This window comes from Serratia sp. AR11 (assembly GCF_056376275.1).
The window spans coordinates 5,451,860-5,472,019 of the sequence record NZ_CM150739.1 but is presented as its reverse complement, the minus strand read 5'-3'; the positions used below and the strand labels follow the sequence as shown (position 1 = coordinate 5,472,019).

Genomic DNA, 20,160 nt, shown 5'->3' with positions numbered 1-20,160 from the left:
GGAGTCTAAGTTGTTACTTCTTCTTGACCGGACGCTGCCAGCCCTGGATATGCACCTGCTTGACACGGCTCAGCACCAGTTCGTCTTCGCCGATATCACGGGTCACCGTAGTGCCGGCGGCGATGGTCGAACCTTTGCCGACAGAGACAGGGGCCACCAGCTGGGTATCGGAACCGACAAACACGCCGTCGCCGATAATGGTTTTATACTTATTGGCGCCATCATAGTTACAGGTGATGGTACCGGCACCAATATTCACATCGTCGCCAATCTCGGCGTCGCCCAGGTAGCTTAGATGGCCCGCTTTAGAACCTTTGCCCAAACGCGCCTTTTTCATTTCGACGAAGTTGCCGACATGGGCACCCACCGCCAGCTCAGCGCCAGGACGCAGGCGGGCAAAGGGACCCACGGTGCATTCCGCTGCCAGCACGGCATCTTCCAGCACGCTGTACGGGCTGATTTCGCAGTCATCGCCGATCACGCAGTTTTTCAACACGCAGCCGGCACCGATTTTCACTCTATCCCCGAGCTTGACCGTGCCTTCAATAATCACGTTGGCATCAATAGAGATGTCGCGACCGTGCACAAGTTCCCCGCGCAGGTCAAAACGCGCCGGATCCAGCAGCATTACCCCGGCCAACAGTAATTTTTCAGACTGTTCTGCCTGGTAGATACGCTCAAGCCGCGACAGTTGCAGACGGTTATTCACGCCTTCCACTTCACTCAGGCGTGACGGATGCACGGCTTCAATTTTCTTGCCGTCGGCATGGGCCAGCGCAATGATATCGGTGATGTAGAATTCACCCTGTGAGTTATCGTTATTCAGCATCCCCAACCAGCGCTTGAGATCGCGGCCGTTGGCCACCAGGATGCCGGTGTTGATTTCATTGATTTGGCGCTGAGCTTCGCTGGCATCCTTGTGCTCAACAATCCCCACCACCTGGTTGTTTTCACGCACGATTCGTCCGTAACCGCTCGGATCCGCCAGCTTCACCGTCAGCAGGCCAATGCCGCCCTGTGGCTTTGCCGCCATCAGACGCTGCAAAGTATCGACAGAAATCAGCGGGACGTCGCCGTACAGCATCAGCACGTCTTCATCATCGGCAAAATGCGGGGCCGCTTGCTGCATGGCATGGCCGGTACCCAATTGCTCGGCCTGCAGCACCCAGTTCAGTGCGCCGTCGGTCAGGGTGTTTTTCAGCAAGTCGCCGCCATGGCCGTACACCAGATGGACGTTTTTCGCGCCCAGTTTCATCGCGGCATCAATGACGTGCTGCACCATCGGCTTGCCGGCCAACGGATGTAACACCTTGGGAAGATCGGAATACATGCGTGTTCCCTTGCCCGCGGCGAGGATCACCACACTCATTGCGCTGTTCGACATAAGCAACCTGATAACTCCATTTTAATAGACGAAAGTAGAACTCTTTAGTGACGGTATTACTACATATTTCTCTGCACGAACCCAGCTCAGGCCTTGGGGCACTAAGCACGCCGAAGTTAAGGATCCAGTAACCCGACGCTGGGGATAACTGTCGGCGATCGACGACATTTCCAGCCTCTATTGAAGGTTATACCTCACAATGCCTGCCGGGGTATCAGGCTTATTTTAAAACAAAAAAAAAGCGACCCAATAGGCCGCTTTCTTAATTTTGGCTGCGTTATGCACGCGCCAAAATATTACATCGATCTTCTGGTGAGCTCGATAACGCGCAGTTTCGCGATCGCTTTCGCCAGTTCTGCAGATGCCTGAGCATAGTCGACATCGCCATGAGAGCTACTGATATGTTCTTCAGCTTTACGCTTGGCTTCCAGCGCTCTCGCTTCGTCGAGGTCCGTTCCACGGATAGCAGTGTCAGCCAGCACGGTGACCACGCTCGGTTGTACCTCAAGGATACCACCGGACAGGTAGATGAACTCTTCTTCACCGTGTTGTTTAACAATACGCACCATGCCAGGCTTGATGGCAGTCAGCAGCGGCGCATGACCAGGGAAAATCCCCAGTTCGCCTTCGCTACCTGTCACCTGGATCTTTTGCACCAGGCCGGAAAACATATGTTTTTCCGCGCTGACTACATCCAGATGGTAAGTCATAGCCATATCACCCTCCTCTCAAGACGTTACAGTTTCTTGGCTTTTTCCACTGCTTCTTCAATGGTGCCAACCATGTAGAACGCTTGTTCAGGCAGGTGGTCATAGTCGCCGTCCATAATGCCTTTGAAACCACGAATGGTGTCTTTCAGCGATACGAACTTGCCCGGAGAACCGGTGAAGACTTCTGCCACGAAGAACGGCTGAGACAGGAAGCGTTGGATTTTACGCGCACGGGATACAACCAGTTTGTCTTCTTCAGACAGCTCGTCCATACCCAGGATTGCGATAATATCTTTCAGTTCCTGATAGCGTTGCAGAATGGACTGCACGCCACGCGCTACATCGTAGTGCTCCTGGCCAACTACCAGCGGATCCAGCTGACGGCTGGTAGAATCCAGCGGGTCAACGGCCGGGTAGATACCCAGAGAAGCGATATTACGGCTCAGTACCACAGTTGCATCCAAGTGAGCAAAGGTGGTGGCTGGTGACGGGTCAGTCAAGTCATCCGCAGGGACGTAAACGGCCTGTACGGAGGTGATTGAACCGGTCTTGGTAGAGGTGATACGTTCTTGCAGAACACCCATCTCTTCCGCCAGCGTTGGCTGATAACCTACCGCCGATGGCATACGGCCCAGAAGTGCGGACACTTCGGTACCGGCCAGGGTATAACGGTAGATGTTATCAACGAACAGCAGAACGTCACGGCCTTCGTCACGGAATTTCTCCGCCATGGTCAGACCGGTCAGAGCAACGCGCAGACGGTTACCCGGTGGCTCGTTCATCTGGCCGTAAACCAGGGATACTTTATCCAGTACGTTGGAGTCGTTCATTTCGTGGTAGAAGTCGTTACCCTCACGAGTACGCTCACCCACGCCCGCAAACACAGAATAACCGGAGTGCTCGATCGCGATGTTACGGATCAGCTCCATCATGTTTACGGTTTTACCAACACCCGCACCACCGAACAGACCGACTTTACCACCCTTGGCGAACGGGCAGATCAGGTCCATTACCTTGATACCGGTTTCCAGCAGATCCTGGGAGTTGGCCAAATCTTCGTAGCTTGGCGCCGGACGGTGAATCGCCCAACGTTCTTCTTCGCCGATATCGCCCTTCATGTCGATTGGTTCACCCAATACGTTCATGATACGGCCCAGGGTAGCTTTACCTACCGGTACTTCAATTGGGTGGTCCAGGTCAGTGACTTTCAGACCGCGACGCAGACCATCAGAGGTCCCCATTGCGATACAGCGAACCACGCCACCGCCCAACTGTTGCTGAACTTCCAGCACCAGCTTATTGGCACCGTTTTCTACCTCAAGAGCGTTGTACACTTTTGGTACGGCATCCTGAGGGAACTCGACGTCCACTACGGCGCCGATTACCTGGATAATCTTTCCAGTAGCCATCTTGAATCCTCTACGTAATTCGTAAACCTAGCTTAAACCGCGGAGGCTCCCGAAACGATCTCGGTGAGTTCCTGAGTGATGCTGGCCTGACGAGCCTTGTTGTATACCAACTGCAGCTCTTTGATCAGGCTACCGCCGTTATCGGTTGCGGCTTTCATCGCTACCATTCGTGCGGCCTGCTCGCTGGCCAGGTTTTCCACGACGCCCTGATAAACCTGAGATTCCACATAGCGACGCAGCAAGGTATCAAGCAGCACTTTTGGATCGGGTTCATACAGGTAATCCCAAGATTTTTTCTTCAGCTCACCGTCTTCGGCAGGCGGCAACGGCAGCAGCTGAACGATCTGTGGTTCTTGGGACATCGTATTGATAAATTTGTTACTGACAATGTACAGCTTGTCCAAACGACCTTCGTCGTAGGCTTGCAGCATCACTTTCACCGGTCCGATCAGCTCCGACAGGGAAGGGTTATCCCCCATGCCGGTGACCTGGGCAACCACGTTGCCGCCCACGGAACCAAAGAAAGAAGCCGCTTTAGAGCCAATCAGTGCCAAATCTGTTTCGACACCTTTTTCGGACCAGCCTTTCATCTCTGCCAACAGGCGCTTGAACAGGTTAATGTTCAAGCCACCACAGAGACCGCGGTCAGTAGACACCACCAGATACCCGACGCGCTTAACATCACGCTCATCCAGGTACGGGTGCTTATATTCCAGATTACCCAACGCAAGGTGACCAATCACTTTGCGCATGGTCTCTGCATAAGGACGGCTGGCCGCCATGCGTTCCTGCGATTTACGCATTTTGGAGGCGGCGACCATTTCCATCGCTTTAGTGATCTTTTGCGTGTTTTGCACGCTCGCGATCTTACTACGTATCTCTTTTGCGCCGGCCATGTCTGCTTCTCCTCATTGCCAGACGGCCTGCTGTTTTACAACTGCAGGCCGCTGAGCGTTACCAGGACTGGGTTTTCTTGAAGGTATCGAGGATGCCTTTCAGCTTGCCCTCGATCTCATCGTTGAAATTGCCAGTTTGGTTGATGTGGTTCAGCAACTCGGCATGCTCGCGGTCTGCGTAAGCAACCAGCGCGGCTTCGAAGCTCACGACTTTCGCGACTTCAACGTCGTTCAGGAAGCCACGTTCTGCGGCAAACAGCACCAGAGACTGTTGTGCGACGGACATCGGCGCATACTGTTTCTGTTTCAGCAGCTCGGTCACTTTCTGACCGTGGCTCAGCTGTTTGCGGGTCGCATCATCCAGATCGGAAGCGAACTGAGAGAACGCAGCCAGTTCACGATACTGTGCCAGCGCGGTACGAATACCACCGGACAGTTTTTTCATGATCTTGGTTTGCGCTGCACCGCCCACACGGGATACGGAGATACCCGGGTTAACTGCCGGACGAATACCGGAGTTAAACAGGTTGGATTCCAGGAAGATCTGACCATCGGTAATCGAGATTACGTTGGTCGGAACGAACGCGGAAACGTCACCCGCCTGGGTTTCAATGATCGGCAGAGCAGTCAGTGAACCGGTTTGGCCTTTGACTTCACCTTTGGTGAAGGCTTCAACGTATTCGGCGTTAACACGCGCAGCACGCTCCAGCAAACGGGAGTGGAGATAGAATACGTCGCCTGGGTAAGCTTCACGACCTGGTGGACGACGAAGCAGCAGGGAGATCTGACGGTATGCAACGGCCTGTTTGGACAGGTCATCATAAACAATCAGCGCATCTTCACCGCGGTCACGGAAGTATTCACCCATCGCACAACCGGCATATGGCGCCAGGTATTGCAATGCAGCGGATTCAGACGCGGTAGCAACCACAACGATGGTGTTTGCCAGTGCGCCGTGCTCTTCCAGTTTGCGCACCACGTTAGCGATGGTGGACGCTTTCTGGCCGATAGCCACGTAAACACATTTGATGCCGGAATCGCGTTGGTTGATGATCGCATCGATCGCCAAGGCAGTTTTACCTGTCTGACGGTCACCGATCACCAGCTCACGCTGGCCACGGCCGATTGGGATCATGGCGTCAACAGATTTATAGCCAGTTTGAACCGGCTGATCTACGGACTGACGCTCGATAACACCAGGGGCAATAGCTTCAACCGGGGAGAAACCGTCGTTATCAACCGGGCCTTTACCGTCAATAGGTGCGCCCAGGGTGTTAACTACACGGCCCAGCAGGCCACGGCCAACCGGAACTTCCAGAATACGGCCGGTACATTTTACCTTCATGCCTTCGGCCAGATCCGCGTACGGACCCATAACCACAGCACCTACGGAGTCGCGCTCCAGGTTCAATGCGATTGCGTAACGGTTGCCTGGCAGTGCGATCATTTCGCCCTGCATAACTTCGGCCAGACCGTGTACGCGGATGATCCCGTCACTGACGGAAACAATAGTACCTTCATTGTGAGCTTCGCTCACCACATTGAACTGAGCAATGCGCTGCTTGATCAGTTCGCTGATTTCGGTGGAATTCAGTTGCATGCTCCAGTCCCCTTAAGACTGCAAGACGTCTGTCAGGCGTTCAAGACGACCGCGAACGCTGCCATCAATCACCATATCGCCAGCACGGATAATTACGCCGGCCAGTACAGACTTGTCAATTTTGCAATTCAGCTTAACTTTGCGTGACAGACGCTTTTCCATCGCAGCGGCAATATTAGCCAGCTGTTTGTCGTTCAGTGCGCTCGCAGAGAGCACCTCGACTTCGACGGTGGATTCCAGCAAAGCGCGCAGTTCGATGAACTGCTGCAGCACCGCAGGAAGAACCAGTAAACGTCCATTTTCGGCCATTACACGGATAAAGTTCTGGCCATGTTCGTCGAGTTGTTCGCCACATACCGCGATGAACGTTCTGGACAGCGTCTCCGGTGCGACAGCACCAGCCAGCAGTTCAGAAATCTGTTCATTGCGAGTGACATCAGCCGCAAACGCCAGCATATCCTGCCAGCGATCCAAGCTTTGATGCTCAACGGCAAAGTCAAAAGCTGCTTTGGCGTAGGGGCGAGCTACAGTTACAAATTCAGACATCAGCCCCTCCCTCCTTACAGTTCAGCGACCAGTTTATCAACGATGTCGCTGTTAGCAGCTTCATCCACGGAACGTTCGATGATCTTCTCGGCGCCGGCAATTGCCAGCATCGCGACTTGCTTACGCAACTCTTCACGAGCGCGCTTACGTTCGGCTTCGATCTCAGCCTGAGCCTGCGCCACGATTTTGTTACGTTCCTGCTCGGCTTCGGCTTTCGCTTCATCCATGATCTGAGCTTTGCGTTTGTTTGCTTGCTCGATGATCACCTGAGCTTCTGCTTTAGCAGTTTTCAGCTGGTCGGTCGCATTGGCTTGCGCTAAGTCCAAATCTTTTTTGGCACGTTCTGCAGAAGCGAGACCGTCAGCAATTTCTCCCTGACGCTTCTCGATGGCTGCCATGATCGGCGGCCATACGTACTTCATGCAGAACCAGACAAACAGAACGAACGCGATGGCCTGGCCGAGGATTGTTGCGTTAAGATTCACAGCACAATGCCTCTTTAAAAGTTAATAGTGTGGTTTCAGTGTAGAGAAGTTCTCTACTTACGCGACAGCAAACATCACGTACAGACCCAGACCAACAGCGATCATCGGGATGGCGTCAACCAGACCCATAACGATAAAGAACTGTGTACGCAGCAAAGGAATCAGGTCAGGCTGACGTGCAGCGCCTTCCAAGAATTTACCACCCAGGATGCCGATACCGATCGCAGCACCGATTGCCGCTAAACCCATCATCACAGCGGCAGCCATGTACAGCAGATCCATACTCAGGTTTTCCATGACAGTCTCCAGTTTGTTTCAGTTTAAAAGTACAAGTGTTTTAAGAAAATCAGTGCTCTTCAGATGCCATCGAGAGATAGACAATCGTCAGAACCATGAAAATAAAGGCTTGAAGCGTAATGATCAGGATGTGGAAAATAGCCCAAGGCACATTCAGAAGCCACTGTGACCACCACGGCAACAAACCGGCAATCAGGATGAAGATCAACTCACCCGCATACATGTTGCCGAACAGTCGCAGGCCCAGTGAAACAGGCTTGGACAGCAGGCTGACACCTTCAAGAATCAGGTTGATTGGAATGAATAACGGATGGTTGAACGGCTGCATGGTTAACTCTTTAACGAACCCACCAACGCCTTTCATTTTGATGCTATAGAACAGAATCAGGATAAATACGCCCAACGCCATCGACAGTGTAATACTCACGTCTGCGGTAGGGACGACACGCAGTGCCGGCAAACCAAACACATGCTCGCCAATAAACGGCAGCAGATCGATTGGCAGCAGATCCATCATGTTCATCAGGAATACCCAGACAAACACGGTCAGCGCCAGCGGAGCAATAACCTTGCTCTTGCCGTGATACATATCACGAACGCTACTGTCGACGAAGCCCATGATAAGTTCGACGGCAGTTTGAAGTTTCCCCGGTACACCGCTGGTGGCTGTATTGGCTACTTTCTTGAAGATAAACAAGAACAGCGCGCCCAACACCACAGAGAAGAACAATGAGTCAATGTTCAACGTCCAGAATGTCGGGGTACCAGAGTGTGGTTCAACTAACTGAAAAGTACGCAGATCCAACTGAAGGTTATTCAGATGGTGGCTGATATAGTCCTTTGCAGTCCCATTTTCTCCAGATGCAGACATGATGCCTCTTACCCTTTTAGTTAAGTTCGGTAACTGTTAATCACGGCCGGTGCCACTATCTGCACCACTAACACCGCTAAATAGGTCAGGCCAAGCGGTACAAACGCCGCTTTAAACACCCCAAGCGCCACGATCAACAAAACTATGGTGATCAGGACCTTTAATCCCTCGCCGATGGCGAACGACCAGGCAACCCGACCGGGTGCCGGCGTCTGCGCCTGATGGCGCAAGGCAAACAGCATAAACATGGTGCTCGGCAACCAGGCAGCGAGACCGCCCGCCAATGCCGAACCGCTCCATTCCAGGCTTTTCAGACCGAAAGCAGCGCTGATCAGAACAAAAGTCATTAACTGCAGAAACAGCAATTTGCGAGCAACTTTTCCGCTGTAAAGGGACACAGACATGACGTTTGTTCTCTCCGTACCCCTGAGGAGGTATGCTGAGTGACGTATAAAACTTTCTTTACTGCTCTGAGTCAAGCAGCAAAAAACGAGCAAATTATACGGGGCATACCAACGAATTCAATCGATAAGTAGCGAAAAGGTGAACAATTATTTAAATTCCCCCATTTCAGGCTATTTTCACAAGAAAACGGTCGGAATAATAGGGCTCATTTAATTGTCTGATTATTCCAGTGTTACAGCAAGAAACGTGTAGTTGCTCACAATAATACCTATTTCTGATTTATAGCCCACGGCCAACCAAAGCGTCTTTAGCAAATCGGGCGATCAAAAAGATATTATAAATCAGAATATTACAAGTTAACTGTTCAAAAACAATCCGTCTACCCGCTAAAAACCTTTTATTGACAGCTTCAGGGATAATATTCCAACAGCTAATTAACATTAGCAGCAAAGCAAGATCCTTCACTTATGGTTGCTAACGCAACTATTACGATCTGCAATTACCTTATTGTCACCAATTGGTGGCTATTTTTGTGTTAATAAAAAGTAAATTAACTAAAAAAACCACCCATTGATTAGTCTGCTTACTTTAACCATGGGCACTATCTTTTAATTAGCGCTTACTTGATCAAAAACAAACTCAGTTTGCCTTAAGGATAACCAGATGACGTTCACCTTCGAGTTCCGGTACCTGCAGACGTACGACCGATTCCAACTCAATGCCCGGCGGCAACTGCGTAAGCTCTTCGTCTGGGCGTACTCCTTTCAGCGCGTAGAAACGCCCCTGCCCTTTTGCCGGCAAATGATGACACCAGGACAGCATATCCTGCAGTGAGGCGAAGGCGCGGCTGATGACGCCGTCAAACGGCGGCTCCGCAGGAAACTCCTCAACGCGGCTCTGAACCGGCTCTACGTTGGTCAAACCCAGTTCATGCTGCACCTGACGCAGGAAGCGTACACGCTTGCCCAGGCTGTCGAGCAAGGTGAAATGGGAATCGGGGCGAACAATGGCCAGCGGAATGCCTGGCAAGCCGGGACCGGTGCCCACGTCGATAAAACGCTTACCCTGCAGATGCGGGTTAACTACGATGCTGTCAAGAATATGGCGAACCAGCATTTGCTGCGGATCGCGCACCGAAGTGAGGTTATACGCCTTGTTCCACTTATCCAGCATGCCGACATAGCCCAGCAACTGCTGTTTTTGCCGATCGGGAAGCGTAATGCCTGCCGCTTTGAGCAACGAATCTAATTTTTTCTGCACAATGAGTCCTTAGACTGGCGCACAACGGCAAGCCAGGTAGGGGCTGCCCAAGAAGGTGACCATAATAATTCAGGCCAGAAACGATGTCAGCGGCCGTTTGCCGATCAAATAATCAAACGGCCGCCCAAAAACAGGATTTATGCGCTGCGGCGCAGCAGCCCCTGCTTTTTCAACCAAATCAGTAGAATTGAGATCGCCGCCGGTGTGATGCCAGAAATGCGTGAAGCCTGGCCGATCGAATTCGGCTTGTGGTCATTCAACTTGGCGATCACTTCATTCGACAGGCCAGAAACCTGCTGGTAATCGAGATCCAACGGCAGCACGGTGTTCTCATTGCGCTGCTGTTTTTCGATCTCTTCCTGCTGGCGAGCAATATAACCCTCGTATTTTACCTGGATCTCAACCTGCTCGGCTGCCTGAGTATCGGCCAGCGGCGGCGCAAATGCCGCGACGGAGGTCAATTGGGTGTAATCCATTTCCGGACGGCGCAGCAGTTCTTCACCGTTGGCTTCACGCGACAGAGGTGCTTTCAGCAGCGCGTTCACCTGCTCGACGTTTTCGGCGTGCGGGTGCATCCAGATGTCGCGCAGGCGCTGACGTTCCTGTTCGATGTGCTCGAGTTTTTCGCTAAAGCGTGCCCAGCGGGCATCGTCCACCAGGCCCAGTTCGCGGCCTTTTTCCGTCAGGCGCAGATCGGCATTGTCTTCACGTAACATCAGGCGGTATTCGGCACGTGATGTGAACATGCGGTACGGCTCTTTGGTGCCCAGGGTGCTGAGGTCGTCCACCAGCACGCCCAGATAAGCCTGATCGCGGCGTGGTGACCAGCCTTCGTCTTCATTGGCGTAGCGCCCGGCATTCAGGCCGGCCAACAGGCCTTGCGCTGCAGCCTCTTCGTAACCGGTGGTGCCGTTGATCTGGCCGGCGAAGAACAGGCCCTGAATAAATTTGCTTTCCAGCGTCGGCTTCAGATCGCGAGGATCGAAGAAATCATACTCGATGGCATAGCCTGGTCGAATGATCCGGGCATTTTGCATCCCTTCCATCGAACGGACGATCTGCATCTGTACGTCAAACGGCAGGCTGGTGGAGATGCCATTGGGATAAATTTCATTGCTGGTCAGGCCTTCCGGCTCAAGGAAGATCTGGTGCGCGTTACGATCGGCAAAACGCATCACCTTGTCTTCGATCGACGGGCAGTAACGCGGGCCGATCCCTTCGATGATCCCGGCATACATCGGGCTGCGATCGAGGTTATTACGGATCACATCATGGGTTTTTTCATTGGTGTAGGTGATGTAACACGCCATTTGTTCAGGGTGTTGCTCAGCGTTGCCCATGAACGAGAACACCGGGATCGGTGTATCACCGTGTTGAGGTGCCAATACGCTGAAATCTATGCTGCGGGCATCGATACGCGGCGGTGTGCCGGTTTTCAGTCGGTTAACACGCAAAGGCAATTCACGCAGTCGCTGTGACAGTGAGATCGATGGCGGATCTCCGGCACGGCCACCGCTGTAGTTTTCCAGACCAATGTGGATCTTGCCGTCCAGGAAGGTCCCTACGGTCAGTACTACCGCCTTGGCGCGGAATTTCAGCCCCATTTGGGTCACGGCACCGACAACGCGATCGTTTTCCACGATCAGATCTTCGACCGGTTGCTGGAAGATCATCAGATTGGGCTGGTTCTCCAGAGCAGTACGTACCGCTTGACGATACAGTACTCGGTCAGCCTGAGCCCGGGTGGCTCGTACCGCAGGGCCTTTGCTGGCGTTTAGTATCCTAAACTGGATGCCGGCATGGTCGATCGCCGTGGCCATCAGGCCGCCAAGTGCATCAATTTCCTTAACCAGATGCCCCTTACCAATACCGCCAATCGCCGGGTTGCAAGACATTTGCCCCAGCGTATCGATATTGTGAGTCAGTAATAAAGTCTGACGTCCCATACGTGCCGCAGCCATAGCGGCTTCGGTACCGGCATGGCCACCACCGATGATGATGATGTCAAATTGCTCTGGATAAAACATGGAACTGCACCTCGTCGTATTGCGAACGATCGTTGTTTGCCCTGGGGTGGTGGATTCTACTCAAGTTTAGTCGATCGACCAAGTGGTCAGGATCCTTGAGTAATTAAAAGAAGATCTTTTTATTTAAAGATCTCTTTATTAGATCTCTTATTAGGATCGCGATCTTCTGTGGATAAGTGATTATTCGCGATTGAGATCAGCTAATTAAGAAGGATCGTTAGCTGTGAATGATCGGTGATCCTATGGCTTATAAGCTGGGATCTAAATGGCATGTTATGCACAGGACAAAAAGCGACCTAAGGTTGTTATTGGGATAACTACCGGTTTTACCCTGCTTTTAAGCATAGTTATCCACAATCGTTCGGGTGATCTTTGAACAAATTAGAGTAAATTAATCCAATTTTTCACCCATTCCTCTGCTGGATCCTCAGGAATTTCGTGTTCAGTCACGTCGATCTCGAGCCGATCGCCGATCCTTTTCGCTCCACGGGCGATCAGAAGATCGTCGATCCGTTGGATCGCACCACAGAAAGTATCGTATTCAGAGCTGCCCAAACCGACTGCACCGAACTGCACCTGGGATAAATCAGGAAGCTGTTCTTCTATTTGTTCCAGCAGCGGTTGCAGGTTATCCGGTAAATCCCCGGCGCCATGGGTCGAAGACACCACCAGCCAGCGTCCGGACAGGGTCAGTTCATCCAATTCAGGGCCGTGCAGGGTCTCGGTAGTAAAGCCTGCCGCTTCCAGCTTTTCAGCCAGGTGCTCGGCTACGTACTCGGCACTGCCAAGCGTACTGCCACTGATCAGAGTAATGTCTGCCATGAAATGAATGATCCCAACCTTCTCAAAGTGGCAGCATTGTACGCTGTGAATCGGCTGGGATCTACCTGTGGATAATATGGGTATAGTAAATAGTTGGCTAGGGAGTGATGGTACGCATGATGGGGTTCTGCAGCGAGATCAGGGTTTCAGTTGACTGGATCTCGTCGATAGTCTGGATCTTGTTGATAAGTACTTGTTGCAGCGCATCTATCGAGCGGCACATGACTTTGATAAACACGCTGTAGTGGCCAGTGGTGTAATAGGCCTCGACCACTTCCTCCAGGCTTTCGAGCTTTTTCAGTGCAGAAGGATAGTCTTTGGCACTCTTTAATATAATGCCGATAAAACAGCAGACGTCGTAGCCCAGGCGTTTGGGATTCACGTCTACCCGTGCTCCGGTGATGATACCGGCCTGCTTCATCTTCTCTACTCGCACGTGAATGGTTCCGGGACTGACGGCAAAATTCTTCGCCAGTTCGGCATAAGGCGTGCGCGCGTTTTCCATCAAGGCATTAAGAATGCCGCGATCGAGATTATCGATCTGATAATTTTCAGCCATTTAATCCCCCACTAATTGCTGATTGTTGAATTATTACCGCATCAAAATGAACGATTAAAAGTGAAAAGGCAATATTGATTAGCGGATATTGAATTGTGGTGCCGTTCTGTTGCTTAATCGTTGGCAACAGAGACAGGTTTATAAGAGATACGGCAATGAAAAAACAATTTATTCAAAAACAACAACAAATCAGCCTGGTTAAATCCTTTTTCTCCCGCCAGTTGGAACAACAGCTTGGCCTGATCGAAGTACAGGCGCCGATCCTCAGCCGTCTGGGTGACGGCACCCAGGACAACCTGTCCGGTAGCGAGAAAGCGGTACAGGTAAAGGTGAAAACCCTGCCGGACGCCACCTTCGAAGTGGTGCACTCACTGGCCAAATGGAAGCGTAAAACGCTGGGCAGCTATGACTTTGGCGCCGGTGAAGGCCTGTATACCCATATGAAAGCACTGCGCCCGGACGAAGATCGTCTGAGCGCCATCCATTCGGTCTACGTTGATCAATGGGACTGGGAGCGGGTGATGGGCGATGGCGAACGCAGCCAGGATTACCTCGAAAGCACCGTGCGCAGTATTTATGCGGCGATTAAGGCTACCGAAGGGGAAGTGAGTCGCGAATACGGCTTAACGCCGTTCCTGCCGGAGCAAATCCATTTTGTGCACAGCGAAACCCTGCTGCAACGCTACCCTGAACTGGATGCTAAAGGCCGTGAGCGGGCGATTGCCAAAGAGCTGGGCGCGGTATTTCTGATCGGTATTGGTGGCAAATTGTCACACGGCAAATCACACGATGTGCGTGCGCCGGATTATGATGACTGGACCACCCCAGCAGCTGAAGGGCTGGCCGGCCTGAACGGTGACATCCTGGTATGGAACCCGGTGCTGCAGGACGCCTTCGAACTTTCTTCTATGGGGATCCGCGTTGACGCCAGCGCGCTGAAACGCCAATTGGCACAGACCGGTGATGAAGATCGCCTGGCGCTGGAATGGCATCAGTCATTGCTGCGTGGCGAGATGCCACAAACTATCGGCGGCGGTATCGGTCAGTCGCGCCTGGTGATGCTATTGCTGCAACTGTCGCACATCGGGCAGGTACAGTGCGGCGTGTGGTCACCTCAGGTACGTGAGGCGGTAGAAGGGCTGCTGTAATACTCAGCGCCGCCAGCGGCGCATTAAGCGGCTTTTTAACCCGGTATCAAAGCGCCAGATATGATCGAAGATGCGCATGATACCGGGCTTGCCGTAGTTGGACATCGCCACTGCGTGAAAGCGCTGCTGGTGGTTTTGCTGCTGTTGTTTAACCTTCTTTATTATCTCCTCCGGCAATCGCTGGGCAATAAAGTCAGAAATGATCACCGCGTCGGCGTCGAACCAGCCGCTTTCCGTCATTTTGCTCACCGTGGCATTCAGGCAGGCCGCCAGATCGGTGCCGCCGCGAAAATGCTGACCGAGAAAGCGAACCGCCTGCTCAATACCGCTGGCGGCGGTCAGTTCGTAATGCACTATCTGGTTGGCGAACAGCATGATGTAGCAGCGGCGGTTATCCGCCAGCGCAATGCGCAACAGCGCCAGACAGAAAGCCTTGGCGCACTGCTCGTTGAAACCGCCCATCGAACCTGAGGTATCCACGCAGACAATAAACGGCCCGCGAGGTTGTTGATCCTGCTGCTGGTGAGTGACCTGACGGATATGGATCTGTTCCTGCCAGACATCGCCCTGCAGACGATAGCTCAACAGCCGTTTTTCCAGCAGGCGGCGGTAAAACTCAAACTCCAGCTCTTCAATGCCCAGCGTGACCAACTCGGGCGGCAGCAGGCGCAGAATATCATCGCTCTGGTGAATGCCGCTGACCTCTTCCGGCAGCGTGGCCGGTACCTGCACCATCACGCGGAAAGGCTCCGGCAACGCGTCCTGCTGTTGCACCGCCTTGGCCTGATAGCTGCGCCCAAGCTGCTGTGCCAGCTTTTTCAGTTCCGGTTGCTGCTGCAAGAAATTGCCGTATTCCACCAGCCGTTGATAATCACCCCGTTGCAGATGGCCTTTACTCATATCCCACAGCCGCCCGGCAGCGGTGTCGTTTTCCGACAGCAGCGGCTCCAGGGCGCCACTCAGCGCCAGACGTTCCTGCAGCTCTGCCATCAGCTGTTCGCGTTCCTGTTCCAGCAATTGGTGATGCATCATGGTGGCCTGCAGCGTCAGGCTAATGCGCCAGCGCTGCAGAAACAGGGTTTGGAAGCTGTCATCCAGTGGATGATTGGGCAGATCGGCGGCGTCCACCAGTGAGCGCGCCTGCTCATAAAAGGGAGAAACCAGCTGACGCAGCAGATCCAGGGTGTCATTAAGGTTATGGAAGAACTGGGTGTTGTTCTCTAGCTGGCACTGTTGATAACGATAGAATTCCTGTGCCAGCGCGGGCGGCACCATGGCTTCATGCAGGCGTTCTTTCAGCTGTAGCTTCCAGCGTGGCAGGTCGCGATCCAGCGCCCGGCGGATCGCCGGAAACTTTTTGAAGAAAATCGACAGCTGCGGTGCCGCCAGCATGCCGATGATCATCTCCTCGATCAGTTCACCTTCGGTGATCGCCAGCAGCAGATCGAGCGTTTCCAGGCTGAGCATAATTACTGGCCGCGCATTTGCTGGTGCTGCTGTTTGATTTGTTCCGCCACCTGCAGCAGGCTGGCCTCAATTTTTGCCAGCCTGGCGGCAGGGGTAAACAGGCAGGGCTGATGCTGACTGAATAACCGACGCTGTTCTGCCAGGCGCTGTGCAAGCTGATCCATTTCGTCCAGCATTGCCTGCGGCGTGCCGCTGGTCTGCTTGCCGGGCTGGGCCAGTAAAGAGGGCTGGCGGCTGACGTCCAGTACCGTCAGATGCAGTTGCTCGTCCACTTCCAGGTCAATCTGCTGAGCAAAGCCAATGCCGTTCAGTTTGGCGCGCACGTCGCCGCCTTTTTGCAGCCAGTTTTCCAGCGCGCTGTTTTCAATACTCAGATGGTTGACCTGAATATCATGCAGTTGCAGCGGTTTTTGCAGCAGCAGGGTCAGGGTACCGGTACCGAGCGGCGTGGCCAGGGCAAACTGGGGCTTTCTGCTGAACATGCCGCCCTTTTTTACCAATGTAATAGCCTGGCTGTCGCTCTGCTGTTGCTGATGCTGTAGCCAGCGGGTATGGATCTGTTGCAGTTGGATCAGCAAGGTTTGCTGTTGATAGGCCGACTCGTTCAGCAACTGCTCAACTTGCTGTTGCAGCAGTTTCAGCGAGCTGAGGTCGTGCCACAGGCAGTCTTTCAGCAGCAGCAGATCGATTGGGGCCACGGTGTCGCGACCACTGAAGAAAGCACAGGCCTGCAACAGCCGCAGCGCTTTTTTCCAGCGACGATCGGAAACGTAAGGGGCACTTTCCAGTGCATCCAGCCGCTGGCGCAGTTGGAATATCAGTTCAAAGCAATTCTCAGGCAGTTTGATTTTGTCGATCTGCGATTGCCACTGGTGATATTCCTCGTCACTGATGCTCAGTGCTTCGGGCACCGGGTTTTCATTCTCGTTCTGGCGGCTGACCAGCAGTGAGCGGAAATTCTGTTTGTCCTGTACTTTATCCAACCACAGGCGTATTAACATGCGGTCATACAAGGCTTCCAGACTGTTGTCGGCTTCCGGCAGTTCGTTGGAGGCGGTGACCAGCAGCCGCAGTGGGATGGGTTCTTCGTTATTACCGTTACGGAAGCGGCGTTCGTTAATCGCCGTCAGCAGGGTATTGAGGATCGCCGGGCCGGCCTTCCAGATCTCATCCAGAAACACAATTTCCGCTTCGGGCAGATAGCCGGTGGTCAGACGTTGGTAGCGGCCTTCGTCCTTTAACGCCTGGATCGACAATGGGCCGAACACTTCTTCCGGCGTTGAGAAGCGCGTCATCAGGTATTCAAACGAGCGCGCGCTGCGAAAGGCGAATTTTAGCCGACGGGCAATCAGGCTTTTGGCGATGCCCGGTGGGCCAAGCAGAAACACGCTTTCACCGCTGAGCGCCGCCAGCAAACACAGGCGAATGGCTTCCTGCCGTTCATAAAGACCGCTCTCCAGCGCGCTGCTGAGGCGGGAAATCCGTTCTGCAAGAAGTGATGATGACGCCATATTATTGTCGTGTTGTCCGAGGGTTAGCCAATCTTGGTGGATAATCCGATGATAAACCACCATTATTTTTAATGGTATAGCTTGTTGATTAGTAAAATCTTTCTATTATCAAAAGGGTGGCTGGTTCACATTTTGTTTATTTTTAAGCTCTGATATAAGGATAGGCAAGCAGTATAAATCGTGCATACTGTGCGCCTTTTAGTGGGCGTAACGGATCTTAGAGCCCGTATCTCTGGCTGATGCGGATGCATCGCTAACGGATGTTCTAATAAAGAAACGAATTATGAGCACAGAGCATAAACAGTCCTTATCGGCGGTAACCCTGGCGGCAATTGGGGTGGTTTACGGTGATATCGGCACCAGCCCTCTCTATACTCTCCGAGAGTGTTTCTCCGGCCATTACGGCTTCGATGTTCGTCCAGACGTAGTTTTCGGTTTTCTTTCGCTGATCTTCTGGATGTTAATCATCATTGTTTCCCTCAAGTACCTCACCTACGTCATGCGGGCGGATAACGCCGGTGAAGGGGGGATACTGACGCTGATGTCGCTGGCCGGGCGCCATACTTCGGCGCGGACAACGTCCATATTGGTGATCCTGGGTCTGATTGGCGGCAGCTTCTTCTATGGCGAGGTGGTGATCACCCCGGCGATATCGGTGATGTCGGCGATAGAAGGTTTGGAAATTGCCGCGCCGTCGCTTGATGGCTATATAGTCCCGCTGTCGATTCTGGTATTGACCCTGTTGTTCGCCATCCAAAAGCACGGTACCGGCAGCGTCGGCAAGCTGTTTGCGCCGGTCATGCTGCTGTGGTTTATCGTTCTGGCGGTGCTGGGGGCTCGTAGCATCATGGCCAACCCGGAGGTGCTGCAGGCGCTGAACCCGAAATGGGCGCTGAACTTCTTTATCGAATATAAGAAGGTTTCGTTCTTTGCGCTGGGTGCGGTCGTGCTGTCGATCACCGGCGTTGAGGCGCTGTACGCCGACATGGGTCACTTTGGCAAATTCCCTATTCGTCTGGCCTGGTTCACCGTGGTGCTGCCTTCGCTGGTGCTGAATTATTTCGGCCAGGGTGCCTTGCTGCTGAAAAATCCTGAGGCAATTAAAAACCCGTTCTTCCTGCTGGCACCGGACTGGGCGCTGATCCCGCTGTTGATTCTGGCGACGCTGGCTACGGTTATCGCCTCACAGGCGGTGATCTCCGGCGTGTTCTCGCTGACCCGCCAGGCGGTGCGTCTGGGTTACCTGTCACCGATGCGCATCATCCATACTTCGGAGATGGAATCCGGTCAAATCTACATCCCGGTGATCAACTGGACGCTGTATATCGCGGTCGTGCTGGTAATTATTGGTTTCGAACACTCCAGCAATCTGGCGGCGGCATACGGTATTGCGGTGACCGGCACCATGGTATTGACCAGTATTCTGGTGACCTCGGTGGCGATCAAAAATTGGCACTGGAACCGCTTCTTCGCCGTTGGCATTCTGGTTATCTTGCTGATTATCGATGTGCCGATGTTCTCCGCCAACGCCCTGAAGCTGTTCTCTGGCGGTTGGTTGCCATTATTGCTGGCACTGGTGATGTTCATCATCATGACCACCTGGAAAAGCGAGCGTTTCCGCCTGTTGCGCCGCATGCACGAACACGGCAATTCCCTCGAGGCAATGATTGCCTCGCTGGAAAAATCACCGCCGGTACGGGTGCCCGGAACTGCGGTCTTTATGTCGCGCGCCATCAACGTGATCCCTTTTGCGCTGCTGCATAACCTTAAACACAATAAGGTGCTGCATGAGCGAGTGGTGCTGTTGACGCTACGCACTGAAGATGCTCCTTACGTCCACAACGTGCGGCGGGTGACCATCGAACAACTTTCGCCAACCTTCTGGCGGGTGGTGGCCAGCTACGGCTGGCGTGAAACGCCGAACGTGGAGGAAGTGTTCCACCGCTGTGGGTTGGAAGGGCTGCCGTGTCGGATGACGGAAACCTCGTTCTTTATGTCGCATGAGTCGTTAATCCTGACCAAGCGGCCGTGGTACCTGTTCCTGCGCGGCAAGCTGTTTATCGCACTGAGCCGAAACGCGCTGCGTGCGCCGGACCAGTTTGAGATCCCACCCAATAGGGTGATCGAGCTGGGAACCCAGGTCGAGATTTAACTTCCCCCTCAAGGGCTCAGCAACCGCTGGGCCCTTTCTGTTTATGTTCTCGGTAACTATGTTCTCGGTAACACCAGCGAAACGTTTCGATAGCGATCACATTTCTGCACTGTCCCGGTTGCCTTCTGTTGGCGTTTTTTTAAACTCCAGACACAAGCGAAACGTTTCGCTGGTGGAGTGAGAAGAAAAAATGAAAAAAGGCGTGCTGCTGAATGCTGATGTTTCTGCCGTGGTTTCCCGCCTCGGCCATACCGACCAGATCGTCATCTGTGATGCGGGGTTGCCTATTCCGGCGGCAACGCAGCGTATCGATCTGGCGCTGACCCAGGGTGTACCGACGTTTTTGCAGGTGCTCGGGGTAGTGACGCAGGAAATGCAGGTAGAGAGCGCCATTCTGGCGGAAGAGATAGTTAAACAAAATCCGCAGCTCCATCGTGCGTTGTTGGCTCAACTGACCGAACTTGGCCAACACCAGGGCAATACCATCAGCGTGAGCTATATCAGCCACAGTGCGTTCAAAGCGCAAACTGAACATAGCCGGGCAGTGATCCGCAGCGGGGAATGTTCGCCGTATGCGAATGTCATCCTCTGCGCCGGCGTAACTTTCTGAG

Annotated in this window: 19 protein-coding genes; 3 read left to right on the top strand and 16 right to left on the bottom strand. The window is 53.2% G+C overall.

The window, feature by feature from the left end:
• Nucleotides 1-13 precede the first annotated feature (13 nt).
• The 14 genes from glmU to asnC form a co-directional block, all read right to left on the bottom strand.
• Complete coding sequence (gene glmU / locus ACSOSI_RS25795) at nucleotides 14-1,384, bottom strand: bifunctional UDP-N-acetylglucosamine diphosphorylase/glucosamine-1-phosphate N-acetyltransferase GlmU (protein WP_261132727.1); 1,371 nt, start codon at nucleotides 1,382-1,384, stop codon at nucleotides 14-16.
• Nucleotides 1,385-1,680: 296 nt separating this feature from the next.
• Nucleotides 1,681-2,100 (bottom strand): F0F1 ATP synthase subunit epsilon, encoded by a 420-nt coding sequence (locus ACSOSI_RS25790; protein ID WP_004950490.1) that lies wholly within the window; start codon nucleotides 2,098-2,100, stop codon nucleotides 1,681-1,683.
• A gap of 20 nt (nucleotides 2,101-2,120) precedes the next feature.
• Nucleotides 2,121-3,503 (bottom strand): F0F1 ATP synthase subunit beta, encoded by a 1,383-nt coding sequence (gene atpD / locus ACSOSI_RS25785; RefSeq protein ID WP_012004485.1) that lies wholly within the window; start codon nucleotides 3,501-3,503, stop codon nucleotides 2,121-2,123.
• Between the two features lie 32 nt (nucleotides 3,504-3,535).
• Nucleotides 3,536-4,399, bottom strand: coding sequence for a F0F1 ATP synthase subunit gamma (atpG, locus tag ACSOSI_RS25780; protein WP_012004484.1), 864 nt, complete (start codon nucleotides 4,397-4,399; stop codon nucleotides 3,536-3,538).
• Between the two features lie 58 nt (nucleotides 4,400-4,457).
• The gene (gene atpA / locus ACSOSI_RS25775; protein WP_476706356.1) at nucleotides 4,458-5,999 is read right to left on the bottom strand and encodes a F0F1 ATP synthase subunit alpha; all 1,542 of its coding nucleotides are present in this window, start codon (nucleotides 5,997-5,999) and stop codon (nucleotides 4,458-4,460) included.
• Nucleotides 6,000-6,011: 12 nt separating this feature from the next.
• The gene (gene atpH, locus ACSOSI_RS25770) at nucleotides 6,012-6,545 is read right to left on the bottom strand and encodes a F0F1 ATP synthase subunit delta (protein WP_012004482.1); all 534 of its coding nucleotides are present in this window, start codon (nucleotides 6,543-6,545) and stop codon (nucleotides 6,012-6,014) included.
• Between the two features lie 14 nt (nucleotides 6,546-6,559).
• Nucleotides 6,560-7,030, bottom strand: a complete 471-nt coding sequence (gene atpF, locus ACSOSI_RS25765; protein WP_004950476.1) for a F0F1 ATP synthase subunit B — start codon at nucleotides 7,028-7,030, stop codon at nucleotides 6,560-6,562.
• Nucleotides 7,031-7,087: 57 nt separating this feature from the next.
• Entirely contained in the window at nucleotides 7,088-7,327 is a 240-nt protein-coding gene (gene atpE, locus ACSOSI_RS25760) for a F0F1 ATP synthase subunit C (RefSeq protein ID WP_004093904.1), read from the bottom strand.
• Nucleotides 7,328-7,376: 49 nt separating this feature from the next.
• On the bottom strand, nucleotides 7,377-8,198 hold the full coding sequence (atpB, locus tag ACSOSI_RS25755; RefSeq protein WP_012004481.1) for a F0F1 ATP synthase subunit A: 822 nt from the start codon (nucleotides 8,196-8,198) through the stop codon (nucleotides 7,377-7,379).
• Nucleotides 8,199-8,218: 20 nt separating this feature from the next.
• The gene (atpI, locus tag ACSOSI_RS25750) at nucleotides 8,219-8,602 is read right to left on the bottom strand and encodes a F0F1 ATP synthase subunit I (protein ID WP_012004480.1); all 384 of its coding nucleotides are present in this window, start codon (nucleotides 8,600-8,602) and stop codon (nucleotides 8,219-8,221) included.
• 640 nt (nucleotides 8,603-9,242) lie between these two features.
• On the bottom strand, nucleotides 9,243-9,863 hold the full coding sequence (gene rsmG, locus ACSOSI_RS25745) for a 16S rRNA (guanine(527)-N(7))-methyltransferase RsmG (RefSeq protein WP_012147576.1): 621 nt from the start codon (nucleotides 9,861-9,863) through the stop codon (nucleotides 9,243-9,245).
• 137 nt (nucleotides 9,864-10,000) lie between these two features.
• Nucleotides 10,001-11,890: a tRNA uridine-5-carboxymethylaminomethyl(34) synthesis enzyme MnmG gene (gene mnmG / locus ACSOSI_RS25740; RefSeq protein ID WP_476706355.1), complete on the bottom strand. Its 1,890-nt coding sequence runs from the start codon at nucleotides 11,888-11,890 to the stop codon at nucleotides 10,001-10,003.
• Nucleotides 11,891-12,271: 381 nt separating this feature from the next.
• The gene (gene mioC, locus ACSOSI_RS25735; protein WP_012147574.1) at nucleotides 12,272-12,712 is read right to left on the bottom strand and encodes an FMN-binding protein MioC; all 441 of its coding nucleotides are present in this window, start codon (nucleotides 12,710-12,712) and stop codon (nucleotides 12,272-12,274) included.
• Between the two features lie 97 nt (nucleotides 12,713-12,809).
• Entirely contained in the window at nucleotides 12,810-13,271 is a 462-nt protein-coding gene (gene asnC, locus ACSOSI_RS25730) for a transcriptional regulator AsnC (RefSeq protein ID WP_004950461.1), read from the bottom strand.
• A 155-nt stretch (nucleotides 13,272-13,426) separates the two neighbouring features.
• Between asnC and asnA the strand changes: the two genes are divergently transcribed.
• Nucleotides 13,427-14,419, top strand: a complete 993-nt coding sequence (asnA, locus tag ACSOSI_RS25725) for an aspartate--ammonia ligase (RefSeq protein WP_012147573.1) — start codon at nucleotides 13,427-13,429, stop codon at nucleotides 14,417-14,419.
• A gap of 3 nt (nucleotides 14,420-14,422) precedes the next feature.
• On the opposite strand, the gene viaA is transcribed toward asnA, so the two are convergent.
• Both viaA and ravA read right to left on the bottom strand, forming a co-directional pair.
• Nucleotides 14,423-15,886 (bottom strand): ATPase RavA stimulator ViaA, encoded by a 1,464-nt coding sequence (viaA, locus tag ACSOSI_RS25720; protein ID WP_012147572.1) that lies wholly within the window; start codon nucleotides 15,884-15,886, stop codon nucleotides 14,423-14,425.
• A 2-nt stretch (nucleotides 15,887-15,888) separates the two neighbouring features.
• Nucleotides 15,889-17,397 (bottom strand): ATPase RavA, encoded by a 1,509-nt coding sequence (gene ravA, locus ACSOSI_RS25715; RefSeq protein ID WP_476706354.1) that lies wholly within the window; start codon nucleotides 17,395-17,397, stop codon nucleotides 15,889-15,891.
• A 283-nt stretch (nucleotides 17,398-17,680) separates the two neighbouring features.
• Between ravA and kup the strand changes: the two genes are divergently transcribed.
• Together kup and rbsD are read left to right on the top strand one after the other, a co-directional pair.
• Nucleotides 17,681-19,549, top strand: coding sequence for a low affinity potassium transporter Kup (gene kup, locus ACSOSI_RS25710; protein ID WP_012147570.1), 1,869 nt, complete (start codon nucleotides 17,681-17,683; stop codon nucleotides 19,547-19,549).
• Between the two features lie 190 nt (nucleotides 19,550-19,739).
• Entirely contained in the window at nucleotides 19,740-20,159 is a 420-nt protein-coding gene (gene rbsD, locus ACSOSI_RS25705; protein WP_012147569.1) for a D-ribose pyranase, read from the top strand.
• Nucleotide 20,160 lies beyond the last annotated feature (1 nt).

Excerpts from the sequence above, each read along its gene's own strand:
- glmU (WP_261132727.1), bottom strand. The coding sequence starts at position 1,384 with ATGTCGAACAGCGCAATGAGTGTGGTGATCCTCGCCGCGGGCAAGGGA.
- ACSOSI_RS25790 (WP_004950490.1), bottom strand. The coding sequence starts at position 2,100 with ATGGCTATGACTTACCATCTGGATGTAGTCAGCGCGGAAAAACATATG.
- atpD (WP_012004485.1), bottom strand. The coding sequence starts at position 3,503 with ATGGCTACTGGAAAGATTATCCAGGTAATCGGCGCCGTAGTGGACGTC.
- atpG (WP_012004484.1), bottom strand. The coding sequence starts at position 4,399 with ATGGCCGGCGCAAAAGAGATACGTAGTAAGATCGCGAGCGTGCAAAAC.
- atpA (WP_476706356.1), bottom strand. The coding sequence starts at position 5,999 with ATGCAACTGAATTCCACCGAAATCAGCGAACTGATCAAGCAGCGCATT.
- atpH (WP_012004482.1), bottom strand. The coding sequence starts at position 6,545 with ATGTCTGAATTTGTAACTGTAGCTCGCCCCTACGCCAAAGCAGCTTTT.
- atpE (WP_004093904.1), bottom strand. The coding sequence starts at position 7,327 with ATGGAAAACCTGAGTATGGATCTGCTGTACATGGCTGCCGCTGTGATG.
- atpB (WP_012004481.1), bottom strand. The coding sequence starts at position 8,198 with ATGTCTGCATCTGGAGAAAATGGGACTGCAAAGGACTATATCAGCCAC.
- atpI (WP_012004480.1), bottom strand. The coding sequence starts at position 8,602 with ATGTCTGTGTCCCTTTACAGCGGAAAAGTTGCTCGCAAATTGCTGTTT.
- mnmG (WP_476706355.1), bottom strand. The coding sequence starts at position 11,890 with ATGTTTTATCCAGAGCAATTTGACATCATCATCATCGGTGGTGGCCAT.
- mioC (WP_012147574.1), bottom strand. The coding sequence starts at position 12,712 with ATGGCAGACATTACTCTGATCAGTGGCAGTACGCTTGGCAGTGCCGAG.
- asnC (WP_004950461.1), bottom strand. The coding sequence starts at position 13,271 with ATGGCTGAAAATTATCAGATCGATAATCTCGATCGCGGCATTCTTAAT.
- asnA (WP_012147573.1), top strand. The coding sequence starts at position 13,427 with ATGAAAAAACAATTTATTCAAAAACAACAACAAATCAGCCTGGTTAAA.
- viaA (WP_012147572.1), bottom strand. The coding sequence starts at position 15,886 with ATGCTCAGCCTGGAAACGCTCGATCTGCTGCTGGCGATCACCGAAGGT.
- ravA (WP_476706354.1), bottom strand. The coding sequence starts at position 17,397 with ATGGCGTCATCATCACTTCTTGCAGAACGGATTTCCCGCCTCAGCAGC.
- kup (WP_012147570.1), top strand. The coding sequence starts at position 17,681 with ATGAGCACAGAGCATAAACAGTCCTTATCGGCGGTAACCCTGGCGGCA.
- rbsD (WP_012147569.1), top strand. The coding sequence starts at position 19,740 with ATGAAAAAAGGCGTGCTGCTGAATGCTGATGTTTCTGCCGTGGTTTCC.